This window comes from Methylobacterium sp. E-041 (assembly GCF_022829665.1).
Lineage (GTDB): Bacteria > Pseudomonadota > Alphaproteobacteria > Rhizobiales > Beijerinckiaceae > Methylobacterium.
This window is the reverse complement of the sequence record NZ_JAKSYQ010000299.1, coordinates 32,489-47,573: the sequence shown is the minus strand read 5'-3', so window position 1 is coordinate 47,573 and position 15,085 is coordinate 32,489. Positions and strand designations below refer to the sequence as shown.

The 15,085-nt window shown below is 68.0% G+C and carries 9 protein-coding genes; 4 read left to right on the top strand and 5 right to left on the bottom strand.

Annotated features, from left to right (window positions below; translation table 11 throughout):
- Position 1: 1 nt before the first annotated feature.
- From MKK70_RS28285 to MKK70_RS28270, 4 genes are all read right to left on the bottom strand, one after another.
- Positions 2-376 carry a toll/interleukin-1 receptor domain-containing protein gene (locus MKK70_RS28285; RefSeq protein ID WP_243951313.1) on the bottom strand — a complete coding sequence of 125 codons (375 nt, stop codon included), beginning with the start codon at positions 374-376 and terminating at the stop codon, positions 2-4.
- A gap of 136 nt (positions 377-512) precedes the next feature.
- Complete coding sequence (locus MKK70_RS28280) at positions 513-1,334, bottom strand: metallophosphoesterase (RefSeq protein WP_243951312.1); 822 nt, start codon at positions 1,332-1,334, stop codon at positions 513-515.
- The gene (locus MKK70_RS28275) at positions 1,331-2,320 is read right to left on the bottom strand and encodes a GGDEF domain-containing protein (RefSeq protein ID WP_243951310.1); all 990 of its coding nucleotides are present in this window, start codon (positions 2,318-2,320) and stop codon (positions 1,331-1,333) included. The genes MKK70_RS28280 and MKK70_RS28275 overlap by 4 nt, the downstream gene beginning before the upstream one ends.
- Positions 2,321-2,468: 148 nt before the next feature.
- A complete protein-coding gene (locus MKK70_RS28270) occupies positions 2,469-3,452 on the bottom strand; it encodes an alpha/beta hydrolase family protein (RefSeq protein ID WP_243951308.1) in 984 nt (327 codons plus the stop codon).
- Positions 3,453-3,874: 422 nt separating this feature from the next.
- On the opposite strand from MKK70_RS28270, the gene MKK70_RS28265 reads away from it, so the two are divergent.
- Together MKK70_RS28265 and MKK70_RS28260 are read left to right on the top strand one after the other, a co-directional pair.
- Entirely contained in the window at positions 3,875-6,103 is a 2,229-nt protein-coding gene (locus MKK70_RS28265) for a CHASE3 domain-containing protein (RefSeq protein WP_243951306.1), read from the top strand.
- A gap of 475 nt (positions 6,104-6,578) precedes the next feature.
- Complete coding sequence (locus tag MKK70_RS28260) at positions 6,579-8,402, top strand: PAS domain-containing sensor histidine kinase (protein WP_243951304.1); 1,824 nt, start codon at positions 6,579-6,581, stop codon at positions 8,400-8,402.
- Positions 8,403-8,439: 37 nt separating this feature from the next.
- Here the strand turns inward: MKK70_RS28260 and MKK70_RS28255 are convergent, their stop codons facing one another.
- Positions 8,440-10,911, bottom strand: coding sequence for a PAS domain-containing protein (locus MKK70_RS28255; RefSeq protein ID WP_243951303.1), 2,472 nt, complete (start codon positions 10,909-10,911; stop codon positions 8,440-8,442).
- Between the two features lie 591 nt (positions 10,912-11,502).
- On the opposite strand from MKK70_RS28255, the gene MKK70_RS28250 reads away from it, so the two are divergent.
- Both MKK70_RS28250 and MKK70_RS28245 read left to right on the top strand, forming a co-directional pair.
- Positions 11,503-12,996 carry an ATPase domain-containing protein gene (locus MKK70_RS28250; protein ID WP_243951301.1) on the top strand — a complete coding sequence of 498 codons (1,494 nt, stop codon included), beginning with the start codon at positions 11,503-11,505 and terminating at the stop codon, positions 12,994-12,996.
- Positions 12,993-15,047: a PAS domain-containing hybrid sensor histidine kinase/response regulator gene (locus MKK70_RS28245; RefSeq protein WP_243951300.1), complete on the top strand. Its 2,055-nt coding sequence runs from the start codon at positions 12,993-12,995 to the stop codon at positions 15,045-15,047. Before MKK70_RS28250 ends, MKK70_RS28245 begins: the two co-directional genes overlap by 4 nt.
- The last annotated feature ends 38 nt before the right edge of the window (positions 15,048-15,085 follow it).

The following is a 15,085-nucleotide window of genomic DNA, read 5'->3' as shown; positions in this document are numbered from 1 at the left end:
CTCATTCCCGGTACCGCAACGCATTGACCAGCAACCAGCAATAGTGGCTGTTGAGGTAGCTCGGGCTCAGCAGGGCGACGAAGATGTGCGCCTTCTTGAGTTCACGGGCGATGTTCGCATCCAACGCGTCCCCGGCGTTCAGGTCGCCATCGAACCAGGTCGTGACGTTGTCCCGCCTCAGCGGGGCGAGGTGGGTCTCAAGCCTGGCGCGCTCGTTGGCGTCGACATGGCTGTAGGAGACGAAGATCCGCACCTCGGGCTTGCCCGGGGCGGCTGTCCGCGCGAGCGTCGACGGCCGCGTGGCGGCCTTGCGGGGTGCAGCGGTCCGGCGACCTGCGGGCGGCTTCCCGGATCGAACGGGATTTCGGGCGGCCATGAAGCCTCCGTGACTGGCGGCCAAGGTCCAGGGATAGGCGCCTCGATGCCGTTTTGTTCCATTGAAAGCCTAGGAACGACAGGCGGATAGCCACGACGCCGCCATGCCCCCGCGACGTGACGGCACCCTTAGATCGCTACGCAATCGGAGGGCAGTGCAGGTCGATGACCATATCGGCCAGGAAACCGGAACTCTCGTCGATATGTCCTCGTGCATTGCAGACGATGCGCGTTCGTCCGACCAGGTAATCGGCGTGGCGGTGAACATGCCCGTGGACCCAGAGTCCAGGTGCATGCCGCTCGATCAGGTCCGTCAGGTCGGAGGCATCGCACCAGGCGAGGTGGGCATACCGCGACGGCAGGCTGTCGGGATGCGGCGCATGGTGGGTCACGACCACGGTCGGGCCGTCGTGTGGGCGGGCGAGTTCGGCGTCGAGGAAGGCGTGGGACGCCCGGTACATGGCGAACACCTCATCCGGCTCGATCCGGTCACGGGAACGTCGGCCGGTCCGGATGCGGCGGTAATCGACCATGCCGTCGCGACCCTGCGCGGAACGGAAGGCGTGCGTGAGTCCGAAGGATCCGAGGCGGAAGTCCGTCCAGAGCGTCCCGCCCAGGAAGCGGGCGCCGCCGATCAAGCAGGCATCGTCCATCAACAGGTGGATGCCGAGGGTTCCCGCCCGTTCGCGACCCCGCTCGATCTGGTCCTGGATGGTGTAGCGCTCCTCCCCGCGGTCCCACCAAAAGTCATGGTTGCCGGGGACGTAGACCAACGGCAAACCGGGCAGGCGCTCGCTGAGCCATTCCAGGGCCCTCAGCAACGGCATGTGAACGTCCCCGGCGACGACGGCTACGTCGAAGCCGCTAGCCGGCGCATGGACGACGGGGTCCCAGGCGTTCTCCGGACAGTCCTGATGCAGGTCGGAGAACACCCACAGGCGAGGCATCGGAGCGGTCACGCGGCGGTCTCCGAGGCAAGGCCCGGGATCCATGCGCGGATCGGGTCAATTGCGGATCGGTCCTCGCTGGTCCCCTCGGTGGACGTGGATGATGCCCGGGACGAGGGCATCGCCGACACGGTGGTTTCCGCGAACGTCCCGATCTGGAAACCGCCCGTCCCGGCGCGCTTCGCGACGTACATGAGGCGGTCGGCCTCGCGGACGGCCTCGGGCCATTCCAGGTTCGCCCCCAGCCGTACGACGAGCGCCCCCAGGCTAACGCCGATGGTATGGGGCGATCCCTTCAGCCCGTCGCAGAGGCGGCGATGGACGGTCGCGATCCGGCTCTCGGCGGCCGCAACGGTCCTCGCCTGCAGCAGCAGGACGAATTCGTCGCCCCCCAGCCGTCCGAAACGGTCGCGTTCACCGATTGCCGCCATGCCGGCCTCGGCGAACCTGCGAAGGACTGCGTCGCCTTCCGCGTGCCCGAACGTGTCGTTGACGGACTTGAAGCCGTCGATGTCTGCGAGGGCAAGCACCGTCACCGTACCGTCCGCTGCGCATCGTTCCAGGACATGGCGGGCATGCTCCTCGAACGATAAGCGGTTGAGGGCACCTGTCAGCGCATCGTGCCGCGCCGCGTACCTCTCACGGTCGTGGACCCGCCGCAGGCCGCAGACGGTGGCCGTGACGAAGGCGTAGGCCCCGAGCCGCACCATGCCCCGCGCCACCGCCCCGATGGCGGACATGCCGGCGTCGACCCCATGGAGGGGGAGGATGTTGAGGAAGGCGGCGACGAATGCGACGGCACATGCCGCCCTGGCGCCAAGCCGCCAACCGGCCAGTGCGATCAGCGGAATGTACAGGGGCCCCGTTCCCACCTCCGGGACGAGCCAATCGAAGACGACGAAGGCAAAGCACGAGGCCGCCAGTATGGTCCAAGTCGCCCTGCACGAAACGGCGTCGAGTCGGTCGATGAGGTCTCGTGGATGGATGGAGGGGATCATCAGGCCGAAGTCTCTCAGGCTGGCCTATCCCAAGTTGGAATTGCCTTCCGAAGGCGACTGTGAGGTCTATCTCCTAAGATTACCCTGGGCCGGACGATAGCTCGCCGCGACGTCAACCAGGTCACGGGCGAAGGACCCAGCACGGACATCAGGTGCGACGTCGACGGTCCGCATGCCTTGCAGGAACCAGGAAAGGTACCGGTGCCGCGGCCAGGATCGGCTTCCAAGTGACGCTCCAATGATCCATCGGAGCGGGATCGGAGCGATGCACGAGATCGAGGAACGCCAAGCCAGCTTCCATCGTCGCACGCTTGACCAGGGGGTTCAGCGGCCCGCCGTTCCTGAGGGACCTGTCGGTGAAGACGCTGTGCGAACCGCCCTGGAACACGACGAGGGCCTTTTTCTCCGTGGGAATGGCGTTGAAGACGTCGATGCGATCCTGGACCGGCGAGAACCTGCCGGGAATGCGGATCGTGTCCTCTGTCGTGGTCACGTGAAGGGTGGGAACGTCGACCATTGCCAGAACCGCCGCGAGGTCGGTCTCGCCGTAGAAGGGCGGGGCCGAGATCACGATGCTCGCCGTGAAGCGCGGGTCCCGGTATCCGATTGGCTTCCCGTCACGGATCACCTGGGCGCCGGTGAGGATCAGGGTGGTGTTCGCCCCGTAGGAGTGACCGGCCGCGACGATGCGTTTCCGGTCGATGGCGGCATGGAAGGGATTCTCGCGACTGAGCAGGCGGTCGAGGCCGAAGCTCACGTCCCGCGTCCGCTCGATGGCCTCGCGCTCGTCCGCCGCGCCGTCGAGGCGGTCGAGAAGCAGGATCGGGTTGCCCTCCCACAGCGTCTGGTCGCTGCCGACATGCTGGATGTGCAGGCTGGCGGTTCCTTGCGCCGACCATCCCTCGCCGAGGTAGCTGTAGCCCTTCCGCGAGCCGCCGAGGCCATGGGAGAAGACGATCAGCGGGACCGGCCCCCGGGTCGAGCCGGCCGGCCAGTAAAGGCGCGCCGGTACCTTTCGGTCACGTGACGGGTCGACCCACTCGAAGTCGATGAACCGTGCCTCGGCGGACGCCGGCAGCGCCTCTGCCGGCACGGACGGGAGCCAGCCCCCTGCACCCGCCGCCAGGGCCATCGCACCGAACAGGCGCCGGCTGAGGCAACGGGTTCTCGGTCCCGGAAGGGCGTTCGAGCGTGGGGTAACGTCGGCGACGGTAGTCATGGACGTCTCACGGATCTCGGAACGCAAGCCGATCACGCCGGAGCCTTGTGTCCATCGTTGGGCATCCCCCGGTAGGCGGACGCGCGAGCCTCTCGATTACGGTGGCAGCCTTGGTCCGCGACCGACATCGAACGTTCGTCTACGCTCAGCCCCGCGAGTTCGGAGACATCATTGCCCGACGTTTTCCCAAGCTCGTAATTCCCATCCAATCGCTAGGCCCTGTGCTATGAACGACGCGTAGGCTTCCGAGCGCCCGCCTTCCCCGAGGTCATTTGACCGGGTTCGAGGTCCGGGTCCCTGTCGGTGGCCATGGGCGGCGAACGGGGAAGGACGGCATGACCAAGCACCTCGTCGCCCGCGCCAACGTCCTGATCCTTGCGGTCCTGCTGGCCATCCTCGCCCTCGTCGGCGCTATGACCTGGGAGCGGCTCAACGCCTCCCGTGACGCGCGGCAGTGGTCGCAGCACAGCTACGACGTCCTCGGCACGCTGAAAGACCTCGCCATCGCCCTGCGCGACGCCGAGACCGGCCAGCGTGGCTACGTCCTGACCGGCAAGGACGAATACCTCGCGCCCTACGACGCCGCCCGCGACAGCATCGGCGTGCTTCAGGGCGAGATGCAGAAGCTTACCGCCGACAATCCGGTCCAGCAGCAACGATTGCGCGACCTCGCCCCCGTCATCCAGCACAAGCTGGAGGAGCTCGCCCAGACAGTGCAGGCCCGCCGGGATTCCGGTCTGGAGACGGCCCTGCGCATCGTCAACTCGGATGCCGGCAAGGCGTACATGAGGGATGCGGAGACATCCCTTGCGGCGATGCTCGCGGACGAGGAGAAGCTGCTCGCCGAACGCGTCGCCCAGAACGACGCCCGCGCCGGATGGGTGCGCTGGATGGTCATCGGCGGCTCCGGGCTCGCCATCCTCATCCTGTTGGCCGCGGCACGCCTCCTGAACCAAGCATGGTCGCGGTCCCACAAAGCGGAGATCACCCATGGCGATCTCGTCCTGCGCCTGCGCACCACCCTCGACAGCCTCAGCCAGGGCGTAGGCGTCTTCGGACCCGACCAGAAGCTCAAGAACTGGAATCATTGTTTCCAGGTCCTTCTCGACCTGCCTAAGGCGATGGTGCGGCCGGGCACCACCTACGCCGCCTTCGTCGAGCACACGGCAGAGCCGGGCCGACCGGCTCTGGAAACCGAGGACCAGGTCCGGCACGGCAGTCAAAGGCCCGGCGAGGCGGTCACCTACGAGCGCGAGCGCGCCGACAGCCACCACCTTGAGATCCGGCGCACCCCGATGCCGGACGGCGGGTTCGTGCTGACCCTTTCCGACATGACCAAGCGCGTCCAGGCCGAGGGCGTCCTTCGGGAAGCCCAGAAAATGCAGGCCATCGGGCAGTTGACCGGGGGCATCGCGCACGACTTCAACAACCTGCTGCAGGTCATCGTCGGGAACCTTGAGTTCGTGCGCGCCAAGATAAGCGACGACCCCAAGCTGCAGCAGCGCATCGAGCGCGCGGCCTGGGCGGCCCAGCGCGGGGCGACGCTGACCGGCCAGCTTCTGGCCTTCGCCAGGAAGCAGCCGCTGGCCCCGGCCGCCATCGACCTAGCCGCCACCATGCCCGACCTCGTGCCGCTCCTGCGCCGCACGCTCGGCGAGCACATCGACGTGCGCTACGTCGAGACTGCAGGGCTCTGGCCCGCAATGGCAGACCCGGCGCAGTTGGAGAGCGCCGTCCTCAACCTCGCCCTGAACGCCCGCGACGCGATGCCGGGGGGTGGCCGCCTCACCATCGAGCTCGGCAACAAGGTGCTGGACGAGGCGTACGCCAGCGACAATATCGAGGTGACGCCAGGCGACTACGCCATGGTGGCGGTCTCCGACACCGGCCACGGCATGACGCGCGAGGTCGTGGCGCGGGTGTTCGAACCGTTCTTCACGACCAAGCCGGACGGCAAGGGCACGGGCTTGGGCCTCGCCATGGTGTTCGGGTTCGTCAAGCAGTCCGGTGGGCACGTGAAGGTCTACTCCGAGCCCGGCCAGGGCACGACGGTGAAGATCTACCTGCCGCGCGCCATGAAGGCCGTCGAGGCTGTCGCGACCCGCACGTCCGCCCCCATCGACCTGCCGCGAGGATCGGCAACGGTGCTGGTGGTCGAGGACGAGGCGGCGGTGCGCGAGATCGCCTGTGCGATCCTCTCCGACCTCGGCTACCGGGTACTGGAGGCGGCCGACGGCGAGGAGGGCCTGCGGATGTTCGGGCTCCACGCTTCGAAGGTCGATCTGCTGCTGACCGACGTGGTTTTGCCCGGCAAGGTGCGCGGACGTGATCTATCGGAGAGCATCGCCGCGATCCGCCCGGAGGTGAAGGTGATCTTCATGTCCGGCTACACGGAGAACTCCATCGTCCACCACGGACGCCTCGACGACGGGGTCCACCTCATCGGCAAGCCGTTCAAGCGAGAGCAACTCGCGCGCAAGGTCGCCGAGGTTCTCGGCTCCTCGGCGAAGTCCGCGAACGACGGGCCCAACGTCGTGGAACTGCGACCGCGTCGGGACGCCTAGACGGGCGAAACGAAATCCTGGTGCGCGGCGGTTGGATCCCTGGTGAAGTCCATCGGTGTGACGACCAGGTGACTTGTGAGGCGGTGCCTTAGCGCTCCCTTGTTTCGCCATCGCCGTGCCGGAACGGTTGGGATCGGTCTAGATTGACGCTGATGACCCGACCGGGACACGGTTGAGGGACACGAGGATTCGGAGTGCAGAGCGGTGACCACAGGCTTCGTGGCGTGACTGGGAGGTTCGGGAAGTACGGAACCAGGAATCATTATCCCACGTGCCATGTCCGGCGCGGCGCCGGGCGACGCTTTCCATGAGCGCTTCGTCGCCACCCTCGATGCACGGACTTTTCCCTGGCGGCGGCGAGACAGGGAGGCTCCTTCGCGGACAGGATTGGGCCGGTACCCCGCTGGGTCCGACCGGTGGTTGCCCCCCGGCCCTGACGACCCTCGTGCGGGTGATGATGAACTCGGGCCAACCCATGTTCATCGCCTGGGGTCCGCAGCGCATCCTGCTCTACAACGACGGATACTCGGCGATGCTCGGCCCCCGGCACCCGGCGGGTTTCGCGCGGCCGTTCTTCGAGACATGGCCTGAGGTGATCGACGCCGTCGGATCGCTCATGGACCGCGTGTTCGCAGGCGAACCTGTCCACATGGATGACCTCGTGCTCACCCTGCACCGGAACGGCTACCCCGAGGAGACCCATTTCGCCTTCTCGTACACGCCGCTGCCCGACGAGAACGGTGGCGTCGCTGGCCTTTTTTGCGCCTGCACCGAGACGACGGCACGGATAACCACCGAGCGACGACAGGTCGTGGAGGCGAAGCGGGAGCGCGACCGTTTGTTCGAGATGAGCCGGGACCTGTTCGGCGTGGCGACCTTCGACGGCTACCTCACCTCGATCAACCCGGCCTGGTCGCGCCAACTCGGGCGTTCGAACGAGGAGCTGCTGGCCCGGCCGTTCGCGGAGATCATCCATCCCGACGACCTCGCGGCCACCGGGGACGTCGTCGCCGCGATCATGGGCGGCAAGGCCGTCCATCAGTTCCACGTCAGGCTTCTCAAGGCCGACGGCACGCCCATCGCGTTCGCCTGGTCGGCCGTGCCCGAGGCCGACGCCGCGAGCGGCAGCTTCTACACGGTCGGGCGGGACATCACCGAGGACCTGCGGCGCGAGGAGGTCCTGCGGCAAGGCCACAAGATGGAGGCGGTCGGCCAGCTCACCGGTGGGCTGGCGCACGATTTCAACAACCTGCTCCAGGCCGCCCACGGCAGCCTCGATCTCATCCTGCGGAGGCCCGACGACCCCGAACGCGTCGCACGTCTGGCCCGGAACGGGCTGCAGGCGACGGAGCGCGGCGCCAAGCTCACGGCGCAGCTGCTGGCCTTCTCGCGCGCCCAGAAGCTCGAACTGCGGCCCACGGACATGACCGGCCTGATCGCCGGGATGCACGAGATCCTGCTGAGCTCGGCGGGGCCACTCGTCCGCGTGGCCGTCGACGAGGTTCGCCCGGGCCTCGGCGTGATCGCGGACCCGACGCAGCTTGAGATGGCGCTGCTGAACCTGGCCATCAACGCGCGCGACGCCATGCCCGAGGGCGGCGACCTCACCATCGCGGTCGCCGAACGCACGGTCGGCGCGGATCCGAGCCTGAAGGCGGGTGCCTACGTCGAGATCAGCGTCTCGGACACCGGCACGGGCATGCCGGCGGACGTCGCGGCACGCGCCTTCGAGCCGTTCTACACCACCAAGGGCGTGGGCAAGGGCACCGGTCTCGGGCTCAGCCAAGTCTACGCGATGGCCACGCAGGCCGGCGGCACGGCCAGGATCGAGCGACGCCTACCCCGCGGCACGACCGTCGTCATGGCGCTGCCGCTCGTGCGCACCGCAACCGAGGTCGAGCCAGTCCGGCCCGATCAGGCTCCCGCCGCCGTCTATGACACCAGGAAGGTCCTTGTCGTCGACGACGACGATGACGTGCGGCTGTTCCTGTTGACCTCGCTTGAGACCCTCGGCTTCGAGGTGATGGCCGCGAGGGATGCGGAACACGGCCTCGCGGTGCTGGATGGGGCCGATCCTGATCTCATGCTGGTCGATTTCGCGATGCCGGGGATGAACGGCGCCCGCCTGGCCGAGATCGTCCGGACACGGCGACCTGACCTCCCGATCATCTTCGCGAGCGGATATTCCGAGACCGCGGCCATCGAGGACGCCGTCGGCGCCTCGGCCGTCCTGCTGAGGAAGCCGTTCGGCGTCTCGGACCTGGAAGCCGTGTTGCGGGTCGCCCTCAAGGGCCATTGAGGGCGACGCTCCGGCCAACCATGGGTCCCGGTCGCGCCTACGTCCGTCCCATGCCGGGCGCACCCGCCTGGCGCGCCATGAGCGTTCCCAGGATGCGCGAAAGCTGATCGGCCGAGTACGGCTTATGCAGCAACTCGAATCCCTCCAGCCCGTCCTGGGCGAGGACGTGGCTGTAGCCCGATGCCAGCAGCACGGGCAGGCCAGGCAACCGCCGCTGCAACAGCCTCGCCAGCGCGATGCCGCCCATGCCCGGCATGACCACGTCGGAGAACACCGCGTCGAACCCGGAACCGTCCGGACCGAGCCTGTCGAGCGCCTCCTCCGCGTTGGCCGCCCACGTGGTCCGGTAGCCGCAATCCTCCAGGATCTGGGTGGCGAAGCGCCCGACCTCGACGTTGTCCTCCACGACCAGCACACGTTGGCCGTCGCCCGTCTGGAAGGTCTCGTCACCGCGCTGGGGATCAGGCGCGTCGGACGCGATGGCCTCGCTCTCCGGCAGGTAGAGGGTGAAGGTGGTCCCTTGCCCAGGCGTGCTTTCCACGTCGACGTCGCCGCCCGACTGCTTGGCGAACCCGAAGACCTGGCTAAGCCCAAGGCCGGTGCCCTTGCCGACCTCCTTAGTAGTGAAGAACGGCTCGAAGATGCGCGCGACCTGATCGGGCGCGATGCCGCTTCCCGTGTCGGTGAGCGACACCGCCGCGAACGGTCCGGCGGACCCGGCATGGCCACGGATGTCCGGAAGCCGGCAGGCGCAGACCAGGCGCAGCGTCAGAGTTCCCTCGCTGTCCATCGCGTCGCGCGCGTTGACCGCCATGTTGATCAGTGCGGTCTCGAACTGGCTGAGGTCGGCCTTCACGTAGCAGGGTGCGTCCGGCACCTCGGTGACCACCCGGATGCGCGCACCGGTGACGGTGTCCAGCATGTCGGCCACGGCCGCCACCTGCCTGCCGACGTCGAACACCTGCGGCTTGAGGGTCTGGCGCCTCGCGAAGGCGAGGAGCTGCCCCGTCAGCTTCGCGGCCCGGTCGACGGTGTCGGAGACCGCGTCCATGTAGCGGGTGCGGCGCTCCTCGGAGAGGTCGGGACGGCGCAGGAAGTCGACCGACGAGCGGATGATGGTCAGCAGGTTGTTGAAGTCATGCGCCACGCCTCCCGTCAGTTGCCCGACCGCCTCCAGCTTCTGCGACTGGCGCAGCGCCTCCTCGGCCTTGGCCAGCCGATCCTGGTCGCGCAGCCGTTGGGTCACGTCCTGGACGTACTGGAAGGCGCCGATCCGGCGTCCCTCCGGATCCCGCAGGGTCGTGAACTTGATCTCGTAGTACGGACGCTCGCTGTCGGGATCGCCGAACGCCTCGACGAGCGTGAACTCCTCGCCGGCCAGTGCGCGTCCCCAAATCTCCCGCACGGGATCCAGCAACCCGGGCCGATGCGCCAGATGGTCGAGGATGCGGTCGCCGACCCGGGGCCGGATGCCTGAGAACGCCTCGAACCCCTCGATCCAGGCCCGGTTGGCGGCCAGGAGCCGGAAGTCGGCGTCGAGTGCGCCGACAAGGGCGTCGGTGGTCTCGAACACCTCGGACCATAGCTTGCGCTGCAGGAGCGCCTCCTCCACCCGCCGCTCCAGCGTCTCGTTCATCTCGCGAAGGGCGGCCTCGGCGAGCTTCCTGTCGTGGACGTCCTCGACGACCCCGTACCAGCGCACGATGCCGCCGCCCTCGTTGCGGCGCGGCCGTGCGCGGGCACGCATCCAGCGATGCTCGCCGGTTGCCGCCATGCGCAGGCGATAGTCCACGTCCACGGGCTCGCCGGAGGCCAGCGCCGAGCCGAACGCGTCGAGGGTCGCGGGGATGTCGTCCGGGTGCAGTGCCTTGAGCCAGCCGGCCCCGTCCGGCTCACCCGGCGCCTGGCCCGTCAGTTCGAGCCAACGGTTTGAGTACGACGTGATGTTGCCGGCTGGGTCGCAGGTCCATGGCACCTGCGGGTTGAGCTCGACCGTCTGGCGATAGTGCTCCTCGCTCTCGCGAAGCGCCCGGTCGCCGAGCACCCGCGCGGTGGTCTCGTTGGTGAAGATGAAGAGGCCGGCGACGCGCCCGGCCCCGTCGAGCACGCGGGAATAGGAGAACGAGAACCAGGTGTCGGCCTCGCCCCGGTCCGTGCCGAGCTTCCACGGCAGGTCGTCGAAGCGTCGGCTGCGGCCGGCGAAGGCGTCGTCGATGATCGGCTTGGCCTGCTCCCAGGCGTCGGCCCAGACCACGTCGAAGCGCTCGCCCATCGCCCATTCCAGGCGTGGTCCGAGCAGGGGGAAGTAGGTATCGTTGAAGAAGAAGTGGAGGTCCGGCCCCCATGTCAGGATCATCGACTCCGGCGAGGTCAGAACCAGGCTGAGCGCGATGCGGAAGCCCTCCGACCACGTTTCGGGCATCCCGAGCGGATGGCCGGTCCAGTCGCGCTCGCGGATCATGCGGGCGGCCTCACCGCCGCCCGCCAGGAAGGCCAGGGCGTCGCTCACCGCGTCAGGACCAAAGAGCCGCAAGCGGCAGGCCCGACATCGGGCGTAACGGAGATCTCGACGACAGGGCGGTGATCATGCGGGCCTCGGGCGACGGGTGGCGGGACCTGGAACGCGGCATCCAGCTCCGGGCCTGCCGAGAAGCGGTCAGATCAGGCCCGGGCAACGCGTCGTTCGTTGGCTTCAATCCGGCATTCCCCTGTCGGACGTACGTTTACGGGACGGCACCCTTGGATGGCCATTAACATCGGGTCAGGGAGGCTGCCTACATCCCGGGTCGTTCGGCCGCCCCAGATCTACCTGGGCCGAAAGGTCACAGGTTCGGCCCTACGAAAAGAACCGAGATCGATGAAGCTCGACCATCGAGGTGTCGCCGCGGGTCCATGAAATCATCCCATGGTCCATGCGCGGGCCACTTGCCCGATGGTCGACGGTCCGGTGGAAATTCTTCGCCTGGGCGAACGGCTGTGGATCCCCACGGACCCTCCCGGGCGATACCGCGTTGGCGGAAGACGTATCGTCTCCCGAGGGCACTGATCCGACCCCGTTCCGGGCCGTCGCCGGATGCGCCTTCCCCGCATCACGGTGTCCATGTCCGCACTCAGCCCGAACCCCGTCCCAACCGGCATCGCCGGCCTCGACGACGTCCTTGGCGGCGGACTCACGCCCCATCGCCTCTACCTGGTCGAGGGGACGCCCGGGACCGGCAAGACCACCCTGTCGCTTCAGTTCCTGCTGGAGGGCGTCGCCCGCGGGGAGAAAGGTCTCTACGTCACGTTGTCGGAGAGCGCCGACGAACTCCAGGCGGGCGCGGCGTCCCACGGCTGGAGCCTGGACGGGATCGAGGTCTACGAACTCGTCAACGAGCTCGGGCTCGATCCCGAGAGCGAACAGTCGATCCTACATCCCTCCGAGGTTGAGCTCGGCGAGACCGTGCGCGAGGTCATGGAGCGCGTCGACGCCCTGAAGCCGTCCCTCGTGGTGTTCGACAGCCTGTCCGAGCTCAGGCTCCTCGCCCAGAATCCGCTCCGCTACCGGCGCCAGATCCTTGCCCTGAAGCAGTTCTTCGCGAACCGCCGCTGCACAGTGCTGATGCTCGACGACAACACTGCAGACGTCCAGCTCCACAGCATCGCCCACGGCGTCATCGTCGTGGAACAGGTTAGGCGCGAGTTCGGCGCCGAGCGTCGACGCCTCGCAGTAGTGAAGATGCGCGGCAAGAAGTTCCGCGGCGGGTTCCACGACATGACCCTCGACACCGGTGGCATGAACGTGTTCCCGCGCCTCGTCGCGACCGAGCACGGGGCGGAGTTCGACGCGACGCCCGCATCGACCGGGTCCGCCGAACTCGACCTCCTGACGGGTGGCGGCCTCGTTCCCGGGACCAACACCCTGCTGATGGGGCCGGCGGGCGTCGGCAAGACCACCACCGCCATCCGCTGCCTGCTCACCGCCCTGGAGCGCGGCGACAAGGCGACGTACTTCCTGTTCGACGAGGGCAAGGCGACGCTGCTCGCGCGCTCGGCCCAGCTGGGCATGGACCTGCGACCGCACCTCGCGAACGGCTCCCTGACGATCAAGCAGATCGATCCCGCCGAACTCGCGCCCGGCGAGTTCGCCTGCCAGGTCCGGGAGGCGGTCGAGACGCACCGCTCCACCTTCGTGGTCCTCGATAGCCTCAACGCGTACATCCACGCGATGCCGGGCGAGCAATACCTCATCCTTCAAATGCACGAGTTGCTGAGCTACCTGAACCAGAAGGGCGCCACGACCCTGCTCGTGCTGGGGCAGCACGGCGTGATCGGCGACGTACGGTCCGACATCGACCTCAGCTACCTCAGCGACGGCATCCTGCTGTTCCGGTACTTCGAGGCTCAGGGCTCGGTGCGGACCGCCCTCTCGGTGGTCAAGAGCCGGGTCAACGCGCACGAGCGCAGCATCCGCGAGTTGCGGATATCCACCGCCGGGCTTCAGGTCGGCGAGGCACTGGACGACTTCCAGGGGGTGCTCACCGGGTTGCCCGCCTACGGCGGCAAGGTCGCCATGCTGGACGGTGCGAGTGTGACCGCCGGGCCTTCGGCGTGACGGCCTCTTTAGAGGTCGAGGACCGCATTCTGGTCCTGGCGCCGCGTGGGCGTGACGCGGAGGTCATCCAGCGATTGCTGGACCGGTCCGGCACGCCCGTCGCGGTGTGCCCGGATGCCGCCGGTTGGATCGCGGACCTGACGAACGGCGCCGCCGCCGCCGTCGTGACCGAGGAGGCCCTGGCGGATGCCGACACGACGGCCCTCGACGCCTGGATCGACGGGCAGCCGCCATGGTCGGACTTCCCGTTCATACTGCTGGCGACGCGTCAGGCAGGGCGTCGGCCGGCTCGCGCCGCGGCCACCATCGAGCGGCTCGGCAACGTCGTCCTGCTCGAACGGCCCATCAATGCCGAGACGCTCGCCAGCGCGGTCGCTTCGGCGCTCCGGGTCCGGCGGCGCCAGTACCAGGCCCGCGGGCACATCCTCGAACGGGAGCAGGCGCAGGAGAAACTCCGGGTCGCCAACGAGACCCTGGAGCGCCGCGTCGAGGAACGCACCCGCGAGGTCGAGGCCGCACGCGAGACCTTGGCCTTCGCCCTCGATTCCGCCGGCATGGGATCGTGGGACCTGGACCTGAGGCACGACACGGCGCGTCGGTCCGGTCGCCACGACGCGATCTTCGGTTACGACCAACCAGTCCCATCATGGGGCAAAACCGACTTCTTTGGCCATACCATCCCCGAGGATCGCCCTGTTTTGGAGGCGGCCTTCGAACAGGCGCTGAAGACCGGCATCCTCGACGTCGAATGCCGCATCAGGCGACCGGACGGCGCGATCCGCTGGATCGCCGCCAAGGGCCGTGCCGAATATGGCGGCGACGGCTCCCCCGTTCGCATGGCCGGCATCGTGCTGGACCGGACCGACCAGCGCGTGACCGAGGACGCCCTGCGCCAGGCCCAGAAGATGGAGGCCATCGGGCAATTGACCGGAGGTGTGGCGCACGATTTCAACAACCTGCTGACCGTGATCGTCGGCGGCCTGGACATGATGATCCGCAAGCCGGACAACGTCGAGCGGGTGAAGCGCCTGGCCGAGGCCGCGATGGGGGCCGCCCGGCGCGGCGAACAACTCACCCAGCAGCTTCTCGCCTTCTCCAGGCGGCAGATGCTCCGGCCCCAGACCCTCAACCCGAACCGCCTGCTCCTCGATTTCAAGCCGCTGGCCGAGCGGGCCGCGGGCGGGGCCGTCGAGTTCGCCTTCGACCTCGATCCGGCCATTGACCCGATCCGCATCGATCCGGCCCAGTTCGAGGCCGCGGTGCTGAACCTCGTGGTCAACGCCCGAGATGCCATGGAAGGCAGCGGCCGCAACGCCCGCATCGCGCTGACCAGCCGGAACGTCCGCCTTGATACCGCATCGGTGGCCGACAGGGGCGTGCCGCCGGGCGACTACGTCGAGATATCCGTCTCCGACACCGGAAGCGGCATCCCCCCGGAGACCCTGGCGCGGGTGTTCGAGCCGTTCTTCACCACCAAGGAGGTCGGCAAGGGCACCGGTCTCGGCCTGAGCCAGGTCTACGGCTTCACTCGGAGCGCGGGCGGCTACGTCGACATCGACTCCACGCTCGGCGCCGGGACGACGTTCAGAATCCGCATCCCCCGGTCCGCCGATCCAGCCGGCGAGGAGACGGGGGCGGGCGCCTCGAACCTGTTGCCGCTCCGACGCGCCGGTGTCGGTGACACCGTCCTCCTGGTCGAGGACGACGAGCAGGTCCTGGGCATGGCCGTCGAAAGCTTGGAGGAACTCCACTACCGGGTCGTGATCGCCCGCAACGCCGCGCAGGCGCTTGAGCACCTCAAGGGCGTGGAACGCATCGACATCCTGTTCTCGGACGTGGTGATGCCCGGCGGCATGAACGGGTCGCAATTGGCGGTCGAGGCGCAGCGGCTGCGTCCGGGCCTGAAGGTCCTGCTGACATCCGGGTACGTGGCCAACCTCGACGAGGGCCAGGTCATCGGAAAGGGTGAGCTCACCGTCTTGAACAAGCCCTATCGACGCGACGAACTCGCCCGTTCCCTGCGTCTCGTGCTGAGCGGGCGGGCGGATTGATCCCGGCGAACCCGACCGCTCCCGTCCGTCCGTAGGAC